This window comes from Alloalcanivorax xenomutans (assembly GCF_032810065.1).
In the GTDB taxonomy this organism is placed as follows: Bacteria; Pseudomonadota; Gammaproteobacteria; order Pseudomonadales; family Alcanivoracaceae; genus Alloalcanivorax; species Alloalcanivorax xenomutans.
This window is the reverse complement of the sequence record NZ_CP136538.1, coordinates 2,513,645-2,532,003: the sequence shown is the minus strand read 5'-3', so window position 1 is coordinate 2,532,003 and position 18,359 is coordinate 2,513,645. Positions and strand designations below refer to the sequence as shown.

Genomic DNA, 18,359 nt, shown 5'->3' with positions numbered 1-18,359 from the left:
AATAACAGCGGGCAGCCCCCGCCAATGGATACCACCATGACCAGTATCGAAGTGAACACCGCCGACGGCGTCCACCCGCTCACCATGGCGGATCTGGAAGCGCTTAAAGAAAACCTGATTGAAGTCCTGTCGGAAAAAAAGCCGGAGCAGGACTACGGTTTCCTGATTGGCGAACTGCGTGATCATTCCGCGCCCATGATCAGTGAAGACGGCGTGGCCAGAATAGGCGGCTGGCGCCTCACTGAGATTTCCGGGAGGCCGGTGTTCGAACGGCAACAGATGCCGCGGGCGCCGATGATGCGTTTTTTCCATGCGCCGATTGCCTTGGATGAAAATGGTCGCTGGCGAATCACGGATGTCATCATCGTCAAGGTGCGGGGCCGATAAGTACCGGACCGGAATGGCTATGGGAAGGGATGCCGGAGATGGATGACGTCATCGTATTACCCCCGATCACGATCTACGGGGGCAGGGAACTGCCGAATGGCGATTGGCTGCATGTGAACCCCAGAACCGAAGGGGTTCTTATGGAGGTGTTCCCGGCGGATGAAACCATTGCAACGCCGTTGTCCCGGGAGCTGCTCAGCTATGACGATTACGCCGCCTATCGAGAGGCGCATCCGGATTTGGATCTTCCCGAGTTCGAACCGCCGGACGAGGAAGAAGAGCAAGCGCCTATTGGCCGCCAGAACCGCTCCATTCAGAGCCACGGCGGTGGTAACACCATAGGGCGAGTGGTCGGCGAAACCGGCGCCACTCCGGGACCGGCCAGCGAGGCCAACCCTCCGCTGGAGCCGGAAACCGAACAGGAAGAAGGGTTCTGGTCCCGGAACGGTGAAGGCATTCTGGATGGCACCCAGTTGGTCCTTGATGGCGCGGGCCTGATTCCCGTGGTCGGAGAGGTGGCCGACGGTATAAATGCCCTGGTCAGTTTGGCGCGCGGCGATTATGCCGGTGCCGCTCTGTCCGCCGCCGCAATGATTCCCTTCGCCGGCTGGGGCGCCACCGCCGCCAAGGGCGTGCGTAAAGGAGCGGACGCCCTGGAAGGCGCGGGCAAGGGAGCCAGGGAAGCGACGGAGCAGGGGGCGAAAAGGGCGAATGAGCCTTCGACGAGCGGCGGCGGTAAAGATGGGAAAGGCGATGGCGCTAAAACCAAGGGGCGGGGGAAATGTGTTCTCAGGCCTTACCGGCCCGACACCTGTAAAGCAGAAGAAAAGATTGGGCATCATGTCGTCCCTGATCGGGCGTTCAGACTCGGAGGTCGTAAAGGTGCGGGAAGACGTCAGATTCCCGGTGGCTTATCCGAGCCGGAGGGTCTTGTGATCTGCCTGACGAGAAGCCAGCATACCCGAGTGCACCGGCTATACGACCAAAAGTATGAGCCTGGAATTGGTGCACTGGGTTCCCCTCCGGGAACGGCCAGCCTGCTTGCTTTGGAGATGGCGGGGGCTAAAGCTGCGGCTTCGGTCACCGGTTGCAAGACATCCAGCCTCGCGGCTCAATTACGCGCTTACCATCAAGCGAAAGGAATGGGGCCGGACTTCAAGGTCAGGGCTAATAAGAGCGGCAAACTGACGCGTGAGCTGTCGTTTGGCGACTTGGGTAGTGAAGGACCCGGGGAATTCTAGAAAAGGCAATACTATGTCAAACACGAAAGGTTCACCGATTACATTCGTAAATGGCTGCGCAATAAATCGGGATATGTACTACATCGCTTCTTCCCCGGACCTATGGACTGAGTCGGAGGATGCGCCTTATTCCGTGATGTTTATATACCAGGATCAGACGGAAGAGAAATGGTTCTATCATGAGCTGCCGAACTGGGAGGTGGTCTCAACGTGTTTCCCGGAACCGATGGCCAATGAAACGCGAAAAGCCTATGCGCTCAACATAGACGGCGAGGTCGAGTGCTACAGCCGGGATGGCACCATCATTGAGGTGATAGACGATGCGGGCGATAAGGAAGGCGGCCCGAATTACGGTCCGGTGAACAGAATTCGCAAGCTGGGAAAACATCTGTACGTTTGCGGCCATGGCGGCCAGGTCTACAGGAGGGTGGATACAGGTTGGGAGCATTGTGATGCTGGTTTGCTGCAGGCTCCGCTCTCCGCTCAGCCGTCTTCGGGAATCACGGAAGAAGAGCGGCAACAAATGATCCAGAGCATGATTGATACAATGGATCATGAGATCGCGCTTTATGATATCAACGGCCCGAATGAGGATGACCTGTATGTCGTCGGTAGTGATGGCTTTATTGCTCACTACGATGGCCAGGACTGGAGCCGGCTGAATCGTGTTACCGGTTCTCACCTGAATTGTATTCATGTTGTGTCGCCATCGGAGCTGTGGATCGCGGGGAGTGTGGGGACGGTGCTGCGGGGCAATGCGCGACAGGGTTTCAAAGTTGTTGCCCGAAAAACATCGGAATGGGACTTCTTGTCCATTACTTCCTATGAAGGTTCTATTTATATTGCCGCTGACGACGGCATTTATTCCATGCGAAATGAGAAGCCAGAACGTCTGGATATCAGTGACAAACTGAATTTGAGAGACGTCTCTGATATTGAAGCCAGGGATGGGGTTCTTTGGGCTCTTTCGCCGAAGAAACTGCTTCGCTTCGACGGCAACGAATGGGAGTGCTTTGAACATCCGAATAATCGATAAGTTTGGTTTTGATAAAGCACATCAACTTGGAAATGGTCATGGCTGAATTCGAGGAAGAAAGTTGAATTTGCTACTGGACCTGATTATTCATACCCCTTGGCCGGTTGACTTTTAATCCTGCGTGGTCGGATTTTTATGAGTGTGAATATCAAAAGGGCTATTGATTTTATAGGGCATGCCTCGAGCTATCCGGAACTCGATGATTTCCTGATCGGATCAGGGGTCGAACAAAGGCTGACGGCCGAGGATCTGCCCTCCGCGGAGCTGTTGGCCGACAACGGTACGGTCGTTTTGCAGTTCACCTCTTCCTATGCCGAAATTTATGGCAAGCCACGTAGTGACGGTCTGCTGTTTCTGGAGGATGTCACCGCACAGAATCCGAAGTACGAGGACGATATCGGGCCTTTTACCAGTGATTTGCCGCTGGGCTTAAGAATGGATATGACGGGGAGTGACATTGTGTCGCTGCTGGGAGAGCCTGGCTATAGCGGGGAGTTCTTCGGTGGCCACTTTTTGACCTACGATGGCCTTATCCCGAACATCACCGTTAATATCAAGCTGGATATCAAAAGCAGGGAGATCATCTTCGTCAGGTTCATGCCTGTTGAAGTCTGATAATCCCCGCCTCTGTTCCTCTCTTGAGCGCTAATCGCTATGAACTCAGAGTGGGCTGGCTCCTACAGCTGGGGTGTAGCGACACTGTTACTCAGATCGAGAGTGGCCCGGGTTCCGCCGTTCGGTATCGAATCGAAACTCAGTCTCCAACCAAAATGTTCGCAGATCCGCTGGCTCAGAAACAAGCCGAGCCCGGGGCCTGTTCCCGGGGCGGGCAGCGCGCGCAGACTTTGGGTGTAGTCGCGGGCAACCTGTTCCGGGTCGAAGCCCACGCCGGTGTCGGTGATCCGCAATAGCACGCCGTCATCGGTATTGACATCGATTCCGATGGACCCCTGATGAGTATTTTCGGCGGCATTGCGGAGCAGGTTGCTCACGGCGATACGAAGCATGGCGGCGGGCGTGTTCAAAACGGTGGCGGGCAAGGGGGTGAGCTCGAATGCCACCGGTTTGTTCGACACCAGATGTTGATGATCGTGGACCAGCGCGGGCAGAAGCTCACGCAGATCGCACCACTCCCGCGTGCCGTTATCCGCAGGTTGCTCCCGTGACAGGAACAGCAGAGCGGCCATGATTTCGTGCAGGTTATCCACCGTCTCCCGAATACGGTGAAGTGGCCGGTGAGCCGTCGCCGGTAACGCCGGCAGGGTATCGAGCACATCCACCGCGCTGGCGATCACGGCGATGGGGGTGCGGAATTCATGGCTGGCCTGATCGAGCAGTTGCCGCTCCCGGTCGATGAATTTGTCCACCCGGTCCAGATAGCCGTTGGCGGCCTGGGCGATGTGGTGAATCTCCACTTCCTTGTAGTCGACCGGCAGACGGGCGCCGGCCTCTCGTGGATCCAGGGACGCCATGCGTTTGGCGATGTCCTTGACCGGCGCGGAGAGGCGCCGGGCCAGCGAACGTACCAGCAGAATCGCCAACATCAAGCTGATGACGGCGATTACCGCGCCGAGCACGGCACCCTGATTTTGTTGTGTTTCCAGTTCCGTGATGTCCAGCGCCAGCACCACTCGCTCGGTGTCATTGGGATGGACCAGAGCCACATAGGTCCGCCCTTGCCATTCAATTTGCCGGCCCTGGAATCCCAGAGGCAAATCACGAAAGGGCGGAGGGGCGGACTCTTCCCCTTGCCTGGCGGGAACGTACCAGCCACGCAAAGGGCCGACCTGCGGCAGCTTCCTGGTTTTCAGGGGTTTGTCGGCATCCAGGTCCGCCAGGGTGGATTCCAGAATGATGCGCCAGTACTGACTTTCCAGCAGGGACTGGGACAGGTAGCTATGGAAGGCGATGACGGCGGTCAGAAGAATGATCACCAGCAGGAAGCGGCTGTTGATCCGCCGGCGAAGACTGGTATGCCGGCAGCTATTCATGGTCAAGCTGGCACAACCGGTAACCCACCCGGGGCGCGGTGTGAATCAGCTTTCTGCTGAACGGACGATCCACCACCTTGCGCAGGTGGTACATGTGCGAGCGCAGGATATCCTGATCCGGCGGGCCGTCGCCCCAGAGAGTGGACTCCAGTTTTTCCCGGGGCACGACCTTGGGGGATGCCCGCATCAAAACTTCCAGCAGCCGCCGACCGGCCGGCGGCAGGGAAAGCATGCGGCCGCCGCGTTTGATTTCCAGTGTCTGAGGGTCAAATCGCAAGTCGCCCACGCAGAGGTCGGCGGAGCCGGCGTCCCAGCCCCGGCTGACCAGGGCCCGCAGGCGGATTTCCAGTTCCGCCAGAGCGAAAGGTTTGATCAGATAGTCGTCGGCGCCGGCCTCGAAGCCGGCGATTTTGTCCGGCAGCTGGTCCTTGGCGGTAAGCATCAGCACCGGTGTGGCGAGGCCGGCTTCGTCGCGCAGGCGCTGCAGGAAATCGAGCCCGTTCAGGCGTGGCAACATCCAATCCAGGACGATGACATCGTAGTGGTTATGGGTGGCCAGATGCAGTCCCGAAAGACCGTCCGGTGCCGCATCCGGATAATGACCACGGGCTTCCAGGTAATCGAACAAGTTGCCCGCGAGGGCACTGTTGTCCTCGATGATCAAAACTTGCAGGTGGTTACAGCCCGCCAACCGGATCATGGTGCCCTCCCGTGAAGCCTTAAAAGCGGTAGCCGATGGACAGAGCCGCCCGTGGCTGGGTGGCGGAGCCGTGGTCTTCCACCAGCGGGCTGTCGGCGGCGTCGCCGAGCAAGCGCGCCACGCCCACCTGCGCGCGCACCAGCCAATGCCGGCCCGGGGAATAGTTCAGTCCCAGGCTCAGTCCTACATCTTTCATGCCAGCTTCGGCTTCATGCACAGGCAGACCGGTTGTCATCGCCTGATCCGGCGTGATTCCGAAATAGGCATCGGTGAAATCGGCGTCGGCCCAGGTGGCGCTGGCTTCCAGTTCCAGTTGTAGACGCGGATTAAGGGTGAAAGTTCGGCCCGCTTCCAGATCAATGTGCAGGCCGTCGTGGCTGCTGGAGATATCCTGATACACGGCCAGTTGCGCTTTCCAGGGGCCTCGCCCCACGTTCAGGGCAAGCCCTCCGTCGACACCGGCATCGATATCCTCCAGCCCCTCAAGGATCGAATTGTCGTCGCTGTCGCGGCCGGAATGATAACGGGCCACCGCATCCAGCCCCCACACGCCATTGCCCCATAATCGCGCGCCGGCGGTGGTACCACGCAGATACAAGCGCTCCCCATAGTCAGCGAAGATCAGCGGTACCGCGCGTGTCTCGAGGTCATCGGAGCCCGGGTAGTCGGGACGGTAAAGGGCGCCGGCGCCAAGAATAAGACGCCAGTCCGGTTTACCGTGGGGCTCTTTGCCGGAAGGCGTGGGGGAAGCGAAGGCGATGGGGGGAAAGGCCAATAACAGGATCAGCCGGAGCGCTCGCGCGTTCCGCCAGCCCGGGCGAAGCGCCAATGTGGACGATGGGAACATGTTTTCCTCCAGTCGGCCGGTGGGGCCAGGAGACTCACCCTAGCGTCGCGGGTGTGGAGAAAATGTCGTCGGCTCGCGGGGAAAGCACCGGGCGGCGATTTTTCGTACCGGCGCGAATGCGGTAGCATACGCGCCACTTTTATCAAGGAGGATAAGGCCTTGGAATTATTAGGGCTGCTCAAATTGCTGTTCATCGTGGTAGTGCTGGGGCTCACCGCCAGCAGCCTGATCGGCTATTCATCCCGTCGCCGCCGGAGCAAGAAGGCGTTGGCCGAAGTGCGTGAGCAGGGCGGAGTGATCCGCCGGTTGAGCGAGGCGGAACAGCAGGCCTTGCCGCCGGTCCACGATCCGGCCAAACCGAAGCGTCCGCTGGCGCTGGAAAGCGATGACGTTTTTCTGCTGGAAGGCGCCTATTCCCGTCATGGTATTGAATCCAACGGAACCAGCACCTGGCACGACATCATTGGTGGCGTGGAGGTGTTCCTGCCATATGACGCCGATCTGTTCCTGGCCGAGCACAACCGCGCCGAAGTGGTGTTCGCTGGCAAGATGGCCGTGGTGGTCGGGTTGAACCAGGAGTTCGATTTGCTCAGCGCGGTGGAGCGGGATCAGCGCCGTAACACCGCTGATCAGCAATGGCAGGACGGTGCTCGCGGTGCTCTGCAGGATGTGTTTGTCGACAGCGATGACGATCCGGATCGGGACAAGGAAAAGGACGAAGAGGAAGCGGCACGTAAACGCCGGGTGGACATTTACTCTCAGCGGGACGAGACCGTGGCGGAGATCGAGGCCCGTCGTGGCCGGGGCGTGGGGCTTTTGCCGGGGCTGTTGCTGACATTCGCTTTCATTGGCCTGGGAATCGCCACGGCCCGGACCAGTGTGTTGGCAATGTCCCTGTGGAGTGGTGCCGCCGTGCTGTTGACGGTCTGGGCGTTGTGGCTGTTCTGGCGCCGCTGGCGCCCCGGCCCGCCACGGAAGGTGAATACGGTTGCCGGCACTCTGAATCTGACGCCGCTGCTGTTCGATGAAGCCAACAGCCGTGTGACCGTGGCCGCCTCCCTGGGCGACAAGCTGGTCTTCAGCCTGCCGGAACACTGGCGCCCCCATGTGAGCTATGAGGACGGTCAGCGCCTGGAGATGGACCTGCGCGTGGACGACTACTCGGTGGTCAATTACAACCGCCAGCTGTCCCTGGACGAGGAAATCCGACGCTTTCCGCTGGCCTACTGGGGGCGCCACTTCACCATGGCGCTGGTGGCGGGTGTGGCGCTGGTGGTGGCGTTGTTGTTGTCTCGGGCGCCCTGGGCTGATCTGATGCTGGCCTGGAACGCGGTGTCCGGGAGCAGCTATGTGGAAGCGCGGGAGGCGTCGGATCTGCTGGCGGCGCCGCCGGGTCCCGGCAGCATGGTGGATCTGGCCGGTTCGGGGCGGTGCCAGGTGCGTGCATCGATGGGGGATTGGCAGTATCCCAGAGTGCACTGTGACTGGATCCGCTGGGGAGGCGATACTTCCGAGCTGCCCCGGGTGGAGATCGACGAGCTCACCGCCGGGCTGTTCTCCGATGAGGTGGTGAAAACGCGCCGGGATCCGTATGTGGAGATGATGGTGAAGCTGTACGGCCGGGATCCGGGTCAGGCGCCGCTGGTGGTAAGCAACCCCGAGGAGTTGATCGAACTGGTGGAGAATGCTTGCGGGTCGCGGCAACAGCACGCCTGTGCCTACCTGCGCGATACCATCGTCGAACATCTCCGTGTCGCCTTGCCGGAACGGCCCAGCGATTGGCGGACACTGCGCGAGGAGGTGGCCGGCTATGACGGTGAGAAACCGCTGCAAGCGGTAATAGGGCGCTCTCAGCTTAGCCTGGTAAAGCGCCGTCTGCGCGCGGTGGGGCGGGAACGGGCGGAACAGGTGGTGCCGGATCTTGGCCGCCAGATCCATGAAAAGGAAAAAGGCGGTGTGCTGGTGCACATGATTGGCGACCCGGGGCTGACACCGGCATCGATGACCGATATTCAATTGTGGCGGCGTTTCGTCGAACTGACCACGCCAGGTAGCGCGGAGCCGTTCTCGGCCAAGGGGATGGTGGTCCATCGCGGCGAGGACGAATCGGGTGCGCCGATATTGGTGGTGGATGTCACTCGCCAACTGGACTGGCCCTGGCGCTCGCTGCTGCTCAGCTTCTGGATACTGTTGTGCGCCGTGCTACTGCCGGTTCACATCTGGTTGGCGGTACAACAGTACCGCGCCCGGCGGCGCCGTGAAGCGGATCTGGCCCGGCTGCATGGCTGGGCGTGACCGTCCCACGGAGGTTTTTCGTAGTCGGGTCTGTAGGGGCCAGCCTTGCTAGCGAACTGGTTTTGGCGTTGGGGATATTCGCTTGCAGGCAAGCTCCCACAGGGGCTTCGTAGCATGGTCTGTGGGAGCCAGCCTGCTGGCGAATTGGCATCCGACGCGGGATATTCGCTTGCAGCGGCCCGCCGCCCGGAAAAAGCTCCTACAGCGGCTTCGTCGTGTCTGGGGTGACTGATCACGCCGTCAGCCGGGGCGTGATGCGTGGCGCCAGCCAGTCGATCACATAGCGTACCCGCCGTGGCAGCAGTTGCGAGTGCGGGTAGGTCAACAGTACCGGAATGGGATCCGGCTCGAAGGCTTCCAACACTTTTACCAGAGTACCGTCCGTCAGGGCATCGCGTACCTGATAGTGATAGAAACGTCCGAAGCCGAGGCCGGCGATGCAGGCCTGCCGGGCGCTTTCGATCTGGTTGGTGACGAGGGTGGGATTGATCCGTACCGTCTGGTCGTGAAAGCTCCATAGCGGCCCCTGCGGTGCGAACAGCACACAGGGGCGATGTCCCAGTTCTTGCGGCGTCACTGGTTCTCCCTGGCTCTCCAGATAGTCCGGACTGGCGCACACCACCATCGACATCTGTCCAAGGGGACGGACAACCAGGGAGGAATCCCGTGGATGCCCGATTCGGATCGCCAGATCCAGGCCCGCTTCGACCAGATTCACCACCTTGTCATCCAGCACCAGATTGACGCGCATGGCGGGGTGGTCACTGAGAAAGCGGTTCACCAGGGGCGCCACGTGATAGCGGCCAAAGGTCTCCGGAGCGGTGATTCCCACGATGCCGGAAGGCCCTTTCTGACGTTCCTGCAACGCGCTTTCCGCCTCGCTCACTTCGGTCAGAATGCGCCGGCAGCGCGCCAGATAATCCCGGCCTTCATCAGTGAGCGACAATTGGCGGGTGGTGCGATTGAGGAGACGGACGTTCAGGGAACGTTCCAGCGCCGCCAGGCTGCGCACCACTGAAGCCGGGGATTGTCCTTGCGCGTCCGCCGCCGCGCTGAGACTGCCGCTGTCGACGATACGCACGAAGGTGGCCATCGCTTTCAATTTATCCATGCTTCGCTCTCCAGGCTCCCGCACCGGGCTGATTTGTGCGCCGCGCGTAATACTGTTCTGCGCTCGGGGCCATTTTTCACCTATCCAAACTAGGTCAGCATCGGTGGCCAATCAATAGGCCGAAAGTGGAGGTTTTGGGCTATGCAGGTGGACGATCCGACGACATCGCATGACTGCCCGGTGACGGCGACTGGCTATGACCACGTGGGCATCCGGGTAACCGATCGGCGCCGGTCGCTGCGTTTCTATGAACGCCTGGGGTTCCGGCAAACCCACCATTTTCCCGACGCCGAAGCCAATGAAATGGTCACCACGGCCGGGGTGCGGATCAATCTGATTTTCAATGGCGCTCATCGGCCAGGCGGTCGCAATGTGTTGCTGGATGAACCGGTGAAACTGCCCGGTATGACGCACCCGGCGTTTCTGGTGGAGGACCTGGCCGCGCTGCGAGCCTGGCTGGAACGGGAGGCCATCGTCATTACCGAAGGCCCCAAACGGATCGGTCCGCGCCGGGTGGCGCTGTTTATCCGTGATCCCGACGGCAACGTTCTCGAATTCAATCAACTGATTCCCGAGCGGGACTGATTTCTCGATAGGAGAGCAATGATGAAGCTGTATGACCTGGAGCCTTCGGGCAATTGCTATAAAGTGCGTTTGTTCGCCGCGCTGGCGGGGCTGCCACTGGAGATCGAAGCGGTGGACTTTCTCGCCGGCGAACATAAAGGGGAGCGCCTTTCCGCGCTGAATCCCTGGGGGGAATTGCCCATCCTCGAGGACGGTAAACTGGTGTTGCGGGATTCCCAGGCGATATTGGTGTATCTGGCCGGGCGCTATGGTGGCGAGGCGTGGTGGCCGGGGGAGGCGCACCTTCAGGGGGAGGTGATGCAATGGCTATCGGTGGCCGCCAATGAAATTCAGCATGGTCCCAACGCCGCGCGTCTGGTCGACAAATTCGGTTATGCCCTGGACAAGGCGCTGGCGCTGGAACGCAGCGAGCGGATTTTAAGGTTGCTGGATGATCATTTGGCCACTCACCAATGGCTCGCCGCGGGCCGGCCCACCATTGCCGAATGCGCGGTGTTTCCCTATCTGGCGGTGGCTTGGGAGGGCGGCGTGGATCCGCGCCCCTATCGTCATGTGAATGCCTGGATGGAACGGATCAAGGCGTTGCCCGGCTTTCAGCCCATGCCCGGGATTTAGTCAGAGGTCGCTACAGGGCCGTTGTGGGAGCTTGCCTGCAAGCGAATCTTTCCCCGAAATACAATTCGCTTGCAAGCAAGCTTCCCACAGTGGCTTCGTAGGCCGGTATTCTTGTTGGCGCAAATCACCCGGCGATGGAATAGAGGGTAAATGGCCGGGCCAGGGCGTACCGTTCCAGAACCTCGTCGCGCCAGTTCTTTGCTGTCAGACGGTCCAGCAGAGGAAGTTCCGCGTCGGCTTCTCCGGAGCGCTGATAAAACGCCTGATTCCAGCGTTGCTCAAAGGGGTATCCGGAGGCGCTGTGTTCCCGCTCCACTTCCGCCCGCAGTGACCGTATCGTCCTTTGCCAGTCGTCGAGGGACGCCGCCGTCAAAAGCGCGCCAGCGTTTTCAAGAAAGCCAGACAGGGCCGCTTGCAGCACCCTCTGTCCGTGATCCGGTGACTGCACCAGTAGAAGCAGTCCGCAGCGGCCGTCCGCTTCCTCCTGATAGCGGCAGTCCACCCAATAGCCCAGCTGCTGCCGTAATCGCAGCTGCTGATAGAAGGGGGCGGCCAGATGGCGTTGCAGCAATCGCCAGCACAGGCGGTCCAGTGCGTGGCGATGCGGCGCCGGCAGATAAAGCAGACGGGCGTGATCGGGGTAGGCGCAGGGAACCGCCTGCTGCCCGGTGGGAATCGGCGTGGCGCGGGTGGTGTCCGTGGCGGTATCGGGGAAAAAGCGGGCGGTTATGGGAGACAGCCCCGTGGCCAGCCGTGTCTCCGGCCAGGTTCGTGGGTAAGCGCAGTACAACGACGCGGGAGAGGAAAGGAGCCCCTGGTTTTCCCGCGTCACGCCATCAAGGCGATCCCGCAAAACCTGAAGCAGGCGGTGCGCCGGCGCTGCCGCGTCCCGTTGCCGGCACCAGATCCGATGCCGGTGTTCCGTCAGACGTTCCCAAGGGGCGTCCATAGGCGCGAACAGGGTTGCCAGTGTTGTCCGGATAGCGGTGTCATCGGCGGCAAGGTCCAGTATCAGCTTGGCGCCGCTTTGATGGACACGTGCTCTGGGGCTAGTGAAAGAGGCGTGCTCCAGCAACAGGCGCCAACGCAGGCTCAGCCGTTCCACCGCTATTGTCTGATCACCGGGCCAGCGCCAACCGAGCCTGAGGGTGTCCTCGGTATCAACCGGGACGCGAGTGAGCGTCTTCAAGGACGGCGGGGCCGCGGTGGCCGTTGCCGATGGCGCCAGCAATGTCTGGAACGGATCGGTTGCCGCCGGCCGTTGCCGTGGAATGGCGCGGTAGGGCGTGCCGGTCCAGGGGGTGAAGCGAGTGAAGTCCCGGCCGTTGTCGTGGTCGATGACCATGGCGCCGGTGTCGCTCAGCCCCCGCAGAGTGTTATGCCAGGTGTGGTCATCGGGCGGGGCTGGGGGCGCAAGCAGGGTATCGGCGTCCGTCTCTGGCTCTCCGGCAACGCGGCGTGCCAGATAGCACAGGCGCGCCAGCCGGGCGTCCGGGGGCGCGGGAAAACCTTCCGGGTCCGGGGTGGCCAGCCGCGCCGTTGACGGCCATCGGGAGGGGACATAAGCCGCCATTCGTGACAGCCAATGCTCCAGCAGGGCGGCGGCCTCCTGGCCGCGCCCGGGTGCGTCCAGCTCAATCAGGCACTCTCCTTGGTTCAACCCTTGGTTCAGCCCCTGGTTCCGGCTGCGGCGCTGCCCGGTCACGGTGATCGTCGAGGCCATGCCGGTGGCGCGCAGGCCGCCCAGCGCGCCGTGCTGGCCGGGTTCCCGCAACCAGTGGCGCAACCAGGGCCAGACCCGCTCGTCCTCGGGTAGCGGAAACAGCAGTGTGCAGCTGGTATCGGACCGCGGGGCCCGCCAGAGCCAGTCCTGTTGCTGGATGTCGCTGGGGAATGCCGTGGGCAGAGGTGGCCGGGATGGGATCGGGCCGCTGGGCAGCCGTGAAAGCGTTTCCGCCAGTACGCCATCCACGTTGTCCGGTAGCGCGCCCCGCAGAACCAGTGTCATGTTGCCGGCGCGGAACCAGCAAGCGTGAAAGGCCCGGACCTCCCCGGTCAGGGAAGCCAGGGGGGCGCTCAGGCTGTGGGCGTTGCCGGCGGTGAAGCGGGCCAGCGGATGTGACGGCCGCGCCAGCCGAGCCAACAGCGCCTGACGATGCAGGCGCGGATCCGCCAGCCGGGTTCGGAACTCGGCATCCAGAATCCGTCGCTCCCGCGCCACCGATTCCTCGGTCAGCAAGGGCCGGCTCAGCATGTCGATCAGATGGGCCAGGCAGGGGGCCAGTCCTTCCGCGTCCACGGTGAAGAAGAACGCCATGGTGTCGTCCAGGGTGCTGGCGTTGTAGTTGCCATTCCAGCCCTGGATGCGGCGGGCGAAGTGATGGGCGTCGGGATAACGCTCACTGCCGGTGAACAGAATATGCTCGAGCAAATGTGCCAGCCCGGGGCGGGTTTCGGGTTCATCGTGACTGCCCACGCCGATTTGCAGCACGGCTGTCACCCGCGACCCTGGCTCCGGCAGCAGCAGGGTGCGCAGGCCGCTCTCGTGATGATAGAGGCGCGCCCGGGAGTGAGACTGTGGCAACCGTCGCGGGTCGTGGACAGTGAATGCGGTCATTGGCCGGACTCCTGGCCAATGGGGGCATGGCGTCGGTAGAAGGCCAGTTCCCGTTCCAGCACCAGTGCCCGGTTGCGCGGCAAGCGAAAGCCATGCTGCTCTTCGGCGAAGCGCACGCACTCCACCGGCACGCCGTTGGCGTGCAACGCCGCCACCATGGCTTCGGTTTGTTCGGGTAGCACGACGGCGTCGCGCAGGCCCTGGAAAAACAGGGTCGGAGTGCGCAGGCGCGCGGCGTTGGCCAACGGTGAGCGGGCCTGATAACGGTCCGCGTCCCGCTCGGGATCACCGATCAGCCAGTCGATGTAGTCCGCTTCGAATTTGTGCGTTTGCCGGCGCAACCGGAGCGGATCGCTGACGCCGTACAAGCTGGCGGCGGCGCGGAATGTGGCCGGCGCGCGGGCCAGGGTGTTGAGCACGGTGAAGCCGCCGGCGCTTTGTCCTCGCAGGAACAGCCGGCGCGGATCCGCCAGCCGTTCCCTTATCAGTGTCTGCACCGCGTACAGCACATCGTCCACGTCGCTGACGCCCCACTGTCCCGCCAGGGACTGACGATACGCACGGCCGAAGCCGACGCTGCCCCGGTAATTCAGGTCCAGCACGGCGAATCCGCGCTGAGTCCAGAACTGTATTGCCGGATTGAACAGCGGAAAACTGGCCGAAGTCGGGCCACCGTGAACCGTCACCAACAAGGGCGGTGGCGTGCAGTCGCCGGGGCAGGGCGGGTAGTAAAAGCCGTGGCGGTGAGTGTCGTCGGCGCTGGTGAACGTCAGCGGTTGCGGTTCTGATACCGTGCCCGCTTCCAGAGGCAGGGGCGCGGCATCGAGTATGGAGAGATCGCCGCCTTCTTTTGCGCTCAGATGCAATAACGTGGTGCCCCGGCGTGGCCCGGCGGCGAGACAGAACACGCCCAGGGGGCCGGCGCTGATGGCAAGAAAATGCCGATAGTCCGAAGGCATCGCCGCCGGCGGGACGGTGTCTCCCGCAACGCTCAAATGGCCCCGGCCGTCCCGCCACCAGGCCACCACCGGGCTGCCGTCCGGCAGGGTATCGTAATGGCGGGAGCCGAGTAGCCAGGGACTGGGGGTGTGATCCGCTTCCCTGCCGGGCAGACATTGCCACTGTCCATGCCCGAACCGCCATGGGCGCCAGTGTCCGCTGCCGTCGAACAGGCAGAGCAAACGCCCTTGCCGGTCGAAACGGGGTTGTTGCGCCGAATGCTCCGGTTTATCGAGGCCGGGCAGGGCCGTGCCGGGCAAGCCGTGGTCAGTCAGTTTCACGTGGCGCAGGCGGCTGGCCGTCCAGGGCTGATGAGGGCGATCCCATTCCACCCAGGCCAACTGTTGGCCGTCGTCACTGATGGCGGGTGACGCATAGAAATCGGCATCCTCGCTCAGCACCCGCAGGGTGCGGTCGCGCCCCACCGCCACCAGCCGGTGCCGTGTTTGCTGGTTCTCCGGCCGCTCTTCCACGGCGATGATCCGGTCGCGTTGATGGTCGTAGGCCAGTCCGCCGTAACGGCGATCCGGGTGATCGGTGAGCGGATGGCATCGCGGTTGCGAAAACCCCTGCCAATAAAGCTGCTGGTCGTCCTCGTTGACGAAGGCCAGACCGTCCGTGCCCAGACACAGAGCACTGCCACCATACTCGTAGACCCGAGAGCGCACGCTGAACCCGTCCGGCGTCAGGGTGCGGCGGCCCGCCGCCGTCCATTCCTGCACCCGAAAGCGCCCGTCGCGGGGATCGCTACGGGTCCAGATCACCCGTTGCGCGTTGCTGTGCAACTCGCCGAACTCCACCGTGGACGCCACCGCCTGGCGGGCGCTCAGTGGCGATAATCGGGCCGGATCAGCCCCGGTAGATGAGCCGGGCATTGCGTTCATTACGGTAGGTCAGTGGCGGCACCTGATCCAGAGGTGTGCCGGCCTGTTCCCGCGCCGCCACGATGGTGTGGTGATGCGGCGACTTGGCGCACACCGGATCGGCGTTGGCGGCATCGCCGGTGAGCATGTAGGCCTGGCAGCGGCAGCCGCCGAAGTCCTCGTGCTTCTCGTCGCAGGAGCGGCAGGGTTCGGGCATCCAGGCGTCGCCGCGGAAATGATTGAAGCCGGGAGAACGATGCCAGATGGTCTCGATGGTGTGGTCTCTGACGTTGGGGAAGTCGATCGGCAATTGCCGGGCACTGTGGCAGGGCAGCGCGGTGCCGTCCGGGGTGATGGTCAGGAACATACTGCCCCAGCCGTTCATACAGGGTTTCGGGCGCTCTTCATAGTAGTCCGGCACCACGAAGATCAACTGGCAGGGATTGGTGGCCTCTTCCAGGCGGCGCCGATAGTCCGCCACCGTTTGTTCCGCTTGTTGCAACTGCGCCCGCGAAGGCATCAGGCCTTGCCGGTTCAAGTGGGCCCAGCCGTAGTACTGGCAGGTGGCCAGCTCCACATAGTCGGCCTCCAGGTCCAGACACAGTTGGATAATATCGCCGATACGGTCGATGTTGTGCCGGTGAATGACGATATTGAGCACCATGGGAAAATCGTGCGCCTTCACCGCTCGGGCCATTTCCAACTTATGCTGGAACGCTTTGCGGGAGCCCGCCATCAACTGATTGCCGGCCGCTTCGGCGTCCTGGAAGCTGATCTGAATGTGGTCCAGGCCGGCGTCCGCCAGGGCGCGGACCTTGTCCCGGTTCAGCCCCATGCCGGAGGTGATCAGGTTACTGTAATAACCCAGTTCGTGGGCGCCGGAAACCAGCTCGATCAGATCCGGCCGGGTCAGCGGTTCGCCGCCGGACAAGCCCAACTGGGCCGCGCCCATGGCCCGTGCCTGGGCGAACACGTCCAGCCATTGCCCGGTGTCCAGCTCCTGGCCCTGGTCGGCAAAATCCACCGGGTTGGAGCAATAGGGGCATTGCAGCGGGCAACGGTAGGTCAGCTCCGCCAACAGCCATAACGGCGGTCCCGGGCGGATCTCAGCGTTCGGTGAGCCAGTGGTTGCCATGGGCGGCCTCGAGAAAATCCAGCACGTCCGCTTCCAGATCCGGTACCTCCGGGAAGCGCTGATGCAGAGTGGCGACAATGTCCGCGACGCTGCGCTCGCCGTTCACCAGCGTGAGGATCTGGGCGGCACTGTCATTCAGTTTCACCATGCCTTCCGGATACAGCAGCACATGGGCCTGCTGCGCCGGTTCCCATTGCAGACGGAAGCCCCGGCGCAACAGCGGAATGGCGTCGTGATGTGGTGCGCTCATTGCTGCAACCCCCGGTGCCAGACGCCTTTATCGGTGACGGTATGGTAGGGCGGCCGTTCCAGTTCGTAGGCCATGCTCATGGCGTCGAGCATGGTCCACAGAATATCCAGCTTGAACTGCAGAATATCCAACGCCCGCCGTTGGGCCTCGCGGGTAGTGAAATGATCCAGCGTAATGCGCAGACCATGTTCCACGTCCCGCCGTGCCTCGCCCATGCGGTTGCGGAAGTAGTGATATCCCTCCTCGCCAATCCACGGATAGTGCCGGGGCCAGCTGTCCAGCCGCGACTGGTGAATCTGCGGCGCGAACAGTTCGGTCAGGGACGAACAGGCCGCCTCCTGCCAACTGGCGGCGCGGGCGAACTGCACGTAGGCGTCCACCGCGAAGCGCACCCCGGGCAGCACATGTTCCTGGGAGCGTATTTCTCCGGCGCTCAGGCCCACCGCCTCGCCCAGGCGGATCCAGGCTTCGATGCCGCCTTCGCCGCCGGCGGCGCCATCGTGGTCATGAATACGCTGCACCCATTCGCGGCGGACATCCCGGTCCCGGCAGTTGGCGAGGATGGCGGCGTCCTTCACCGGAATATTCACTTGATAGTAATACCGGTTCGCCACCCAGCCCTGGATTTGCCGGCGGCTGGCGCGGCCCTCATACATGGCCACGTGGTAAGGATGATGGATGTGGTAGTAACGGCCCTTGTCGCGCAACGCCTGTTCGAACTCGGCGCGGCTCAGGGGCAGGGCGGGGGCCTGCTCGCTCATAATCGGATCGCCATTCCATCGTAGGCCACCTCGACCCCCTGGCTTTCCACCCGGGCGCGCTCCTCGGAGCCGTGGTCGAGGATCGGATTGGTGTTATTGATATGGATGAGTATCCGGCGTTGGGGTTCCGGCAGACTGGCCAGCAGCTCCAGCATGCCGCCCGGGCCGCTCTGCGGCAGATGGCCCATTTCGCTGGCTGGTTTGGTGGCGACGCCGGCGTGGCGCATTTCGTCCTCGCGCCAGAAAGTGCCGTCCACCAACAGGCAATCGGCACTGGCCATCAGGCCGCGCAAATCGGCGTCCACCTGGCCAAGGCCGGGCGCGTAGAACAGGCGCTTGCCGTTGGCATCCTCCACCAGCAGACCGATGTTGTCGCCGGGATGGGGATCATTACGGTGCGGAGAATAGGGTGGCGCCGCGCTGCGCAGCGGGATTGGCGTGAGGCTCAGTCCCGGACAACAGGGGATGCGGAACTCACCGGCCAACGGAATCGGGTTCCAGCGCAGCCCGCCGTTCCAGTGGTCGAGGATGCGGAACAGCGGAAAGCCGGTGCACAGATCCTGATGGACCATCTCGGTACACCACACCTCATGGGGGCAGCCCTCGCGCAACATCAGCAGGCCGGTGGTGTGATCGATCTGGCTGTCCATCAGCACGATGGCGCCAATGGCGGTACCGCGTTTGCCGTCCGTCCGGCGCAGTTCCGGCGTGCTTTCCAGCTGGGCGCGAATGTCCGGCGAGGTATTACAAAGAATCCAGTGCTCGCCATCGTCGGACAGCGCGATGGAGGACTGGGTGCGGGGCACCGCGTCGATGGTGCCCTGGCGCAGCCCGGCGCAATTGGCGCACTGGCAGTTCCACTGGGGAAAGCCGCCGCCGGCCGCCGAGCCGAGAACTCGGATATACATAGGCGTCAGAGCCTGGTC

At 62.4% G+C, this 18,359-nt stretch carries 17 protein-coding genes; 7 read left to right on the top strand and 10 right to left on the bottom strand.

The window, feature by feature from the left end; all coding sequences use genetic code 11:
* Positions 1 to 36: 36 nt before the first annotated feature.
* The 4 genes from RYH70_RS11710 to RYH70_RS11695 all read left to right on the top strand — a co-directional run bounded on the left by RYH70_RS11710 (position 37) and on the right by RYH70_RS11695 (position 3,279).
* On the top strand, positions 37 to 387 hold the full coding sequence (locus RYH70_RS11710; protein WP_143247775.1) for a hypothetical protein: 351 nt from the start codon (positions 37 to 39) through the stop codon (positions 385 to 387).
* Positions 388 to 425: 38 nt separating this feature from the next.
* A complete protein-coding gene (locus RYH70_RS11705) occupies positions 426 to 1,628 on the top strand; it encodes a hypothetical protein (RefSeq protein WP_051414532.1) in 1,203 nt (400 codons plus the stop codon).
* A 73-nt stretch (positions 1,629 to 1,701) separates the two neighbouring features.
* Positions 1,702 to 2,664 (top strand): beta propeller repeat protein, encoded by a 963-nt coding sequence (locus RYH70_RS11700; protein ID WP_317009164.1) that lies wholly within the window; start codon positions 1,702 to 1,704, stop codon positions 2,662 to 2,664.
* A gap of 135 nt (positions 2,665 to 2,799) precedes the next feature.
* Entirely contained in the window at positions 2,800 to 3,279 is a 480-nt protein-coding gene (locus RYH70_RS11695; RefSeq protein ID WP_080531079.1) for a hypothetical protein, read from the top strand.
* Between the two features lie 62 nt (positions 3,280 to 3,341).
* Here the strand turns inward: RYH70_RS11695 and RYH70_RS11690 are convergent, their stop codons facing one another.
* From RYH70_RS11690 to RYH70_RS11680, 3 genes are read right to left on the bottom strand one after another with little or no spacing between them, the layout of a single operon-like run.
* Positions 3,342 to 4,655 (bottom strand): sensor histidine kinase, encoded by a 1,314-nt coding sequence (locus tag RYH70_RS11690; RefSeq protein ID WP_317010170.1) that lies wholly within the window; start codon positions 4,653 to 4,655, stop codon positions 3,342 to 3,344.
* A complete protein-coding gene (locus RYH70_RS11685) occupies positions 4,648 to 5,355 on the bottom strand; it encodes a response regulator transcription factor (RefSeq protein WP_022996203.1) in 708 nt (235 codons plus the stop codon). The genes RYH70_RS11690 and RYH70_RS11685 overlap by 8 nt, the downstream gene beginning before the upstream one ends.
* A gap of 19 nt (positions 5,356 to 5,374) precedes the next feature.
* Positions 5,375 to 6,202, bottom strand: coding sequence for a MipA/OmpV family protein (locus RYH70_RS11680; protein ID WP_055099653.1), 828 nt, complete (start codon positions 6,200 to 6,202; stop codon positions 5,375 to 5,377).
* 159 nt (positions 6,203 to 6,361) lie between these two features.
* On the opposite strand from RYH70_RS11680, the gene RYH70_RS11675 reads away from it, so the two are divergent.
* The gene (locus RYH70_RS11675) at positions 6,362 to 8,497 is read left to right on the top strand and encodes an IgaA/UmoB family intracellular growth attenuator (protein WP_317009163.1); all 2,136 of its coding nucleotides are present in this window, start codon (positions 6,362 to 6,364) and stop codon (positions 8,495 to 8,497) included.
* 232 nt (positions 8,498 to 8,729) lie between these two features.
* Here the strand turns inward: RYH70_RS11675 and RYH70_RS11670 are convergent, their stop codons facing one another.
* Positions 8,730 to 9,608, bottom strand: coding sequence for a LysR family transcriptional regulator (locus tag RYH70_RS11670; protein ID WP_317009162.1), 879 nt, complete (start codon positions 9,606 to 9,608; stop codon positions 8,730 to 8,732).
* Between the two features lie 141 nt (positions 9,609 to 9,749).
* Between RYH70_RS11670 and RYH70_RS11665 the strand changes: the two genes are divergently transcribed.
* Positions 9,750 to 10,193, top strand: a complete 444-nt coding sequence (locus RYH70_RS11665; protein WP_022996207.1) for a VOC family protein — start codon at positions 9,750 to 9,752, stop codon at positions 10,191 to 10,193.
* An 18-nt stretch (positions 10,194 to 10,211) separates the two neighbouring features.
* Positions 10,212 to 10,808 carry a glutathione S-transferase family protein gene (locus RYH70_RS11660; protein WP_022996208.1) on the top strand — a complete coding sequence of 199 codons (597 nt, stop codon included), beginning with the start codon at positions 10,212 to 10,214 and terminating at the stop codon, positions 10,806 to 10,808.
* 124 nt (positions 10,809 to 10,932) lie between these two features.
* On the opposite strand, the gene RYH70_RS11655 is transcribed toward RYH70_RS11660, so the two are convergent.
* The 6 genes from RYH70_RS11655 to pqqB are packed head-to-tail and all read right to left on the bottom strand — an operon-like array spanning position 10,933 to position 18,341.
* Complete coding sequence (locus RYH70_RS11655; RefSeq protein WP_317009161.1) at positions 10,933 to 13,425, bottom strand: insulinase family protein; 2,493 nt, start codon at positions 13,423 to 13,425, stop codon at positions 10,933 to 10,935.
* Complete coding sequence (locus tag RYH70_RS11650; protein WP_317009160.1) at positions 13,422 to 15,299, bottom strand: alpha/beta hydrolase family protein; 1,878 nt, start codon at positions 15,297 to 15,299, stop codon at positions 13,422 to 13,424. The genes RYH70_RS11655 and RYH70_RS11650 overlap by 4 nt, the downstream gene beginning before the upstream one ends.
* The gene (gene pqqE / locus RYH70_RS11645) at positions 15,274 to 16,422 is read right to left on the bottom strand and encodes a pyrroloquinoline quinone biosynthesis protein PqqE (protein WP_317009159.1); all 1,149 of its coding nucleotides are present in this window, start codon (positions 16,420 to 16,422) and stop codon (positions 15,274 to 15,276) included. The genes RYH70_RS11650 and pqqE overlap by 26 nt, the downstream gene beginning before the upstream one ends.
* Positions 16,394 to 16,672 carry a pyrroloquinoline quinone biosynthesis peptide chaperone PqqD gene (gene pqqD / locus RYH70_RS11640; RefSeq protein ID WP_022996528.1) on the bottom strand — a complete coding sequence of 93 codons (279 nt, stop codon included), beginning with the start codon at positions 16,670 to 16,672 and terminating at the stop codon, positions 16,394 to 16,396. The genes pqqE and pqqD overlap by 29 nt, the downstream gene beginning before the upstream one ends.
* Positions 16,669 to 17,433 (bottom strand): pyrroloquinoline-quinone synthase PqqC, encoded by a 765-nt coding sequence (gene pqqC / locus RYH70_RS11635; protein WP_317009158.1) that lies wholly within the window; start codon positions 17,431 to 17,433, stop codon positions 16,669 to 16,671. Before pqqC ends, pqqD begins: the two co-directional genes overlap by 4 nt.
* Positions 17,430 to 18,341 carry a pyrroloquinoline quinone biosynthesis protein PqqB gene (gene pqqB / locus RYH70_RS11630; protein WP_317009157.1) on the bottom strand — a complete coding sequence of 304 codons (912 nt, stop codon included), beginning with the start codon at positions 18,339 to 18,341 and terminating at the stop codon, positions 17,430 to 17,432. Before pqqB ends, pqqC begins: the two co-directional genes overlap by 4 nt.
* Positions 18,342 to 18,359 lie beyond the last annotated feature (18 nt).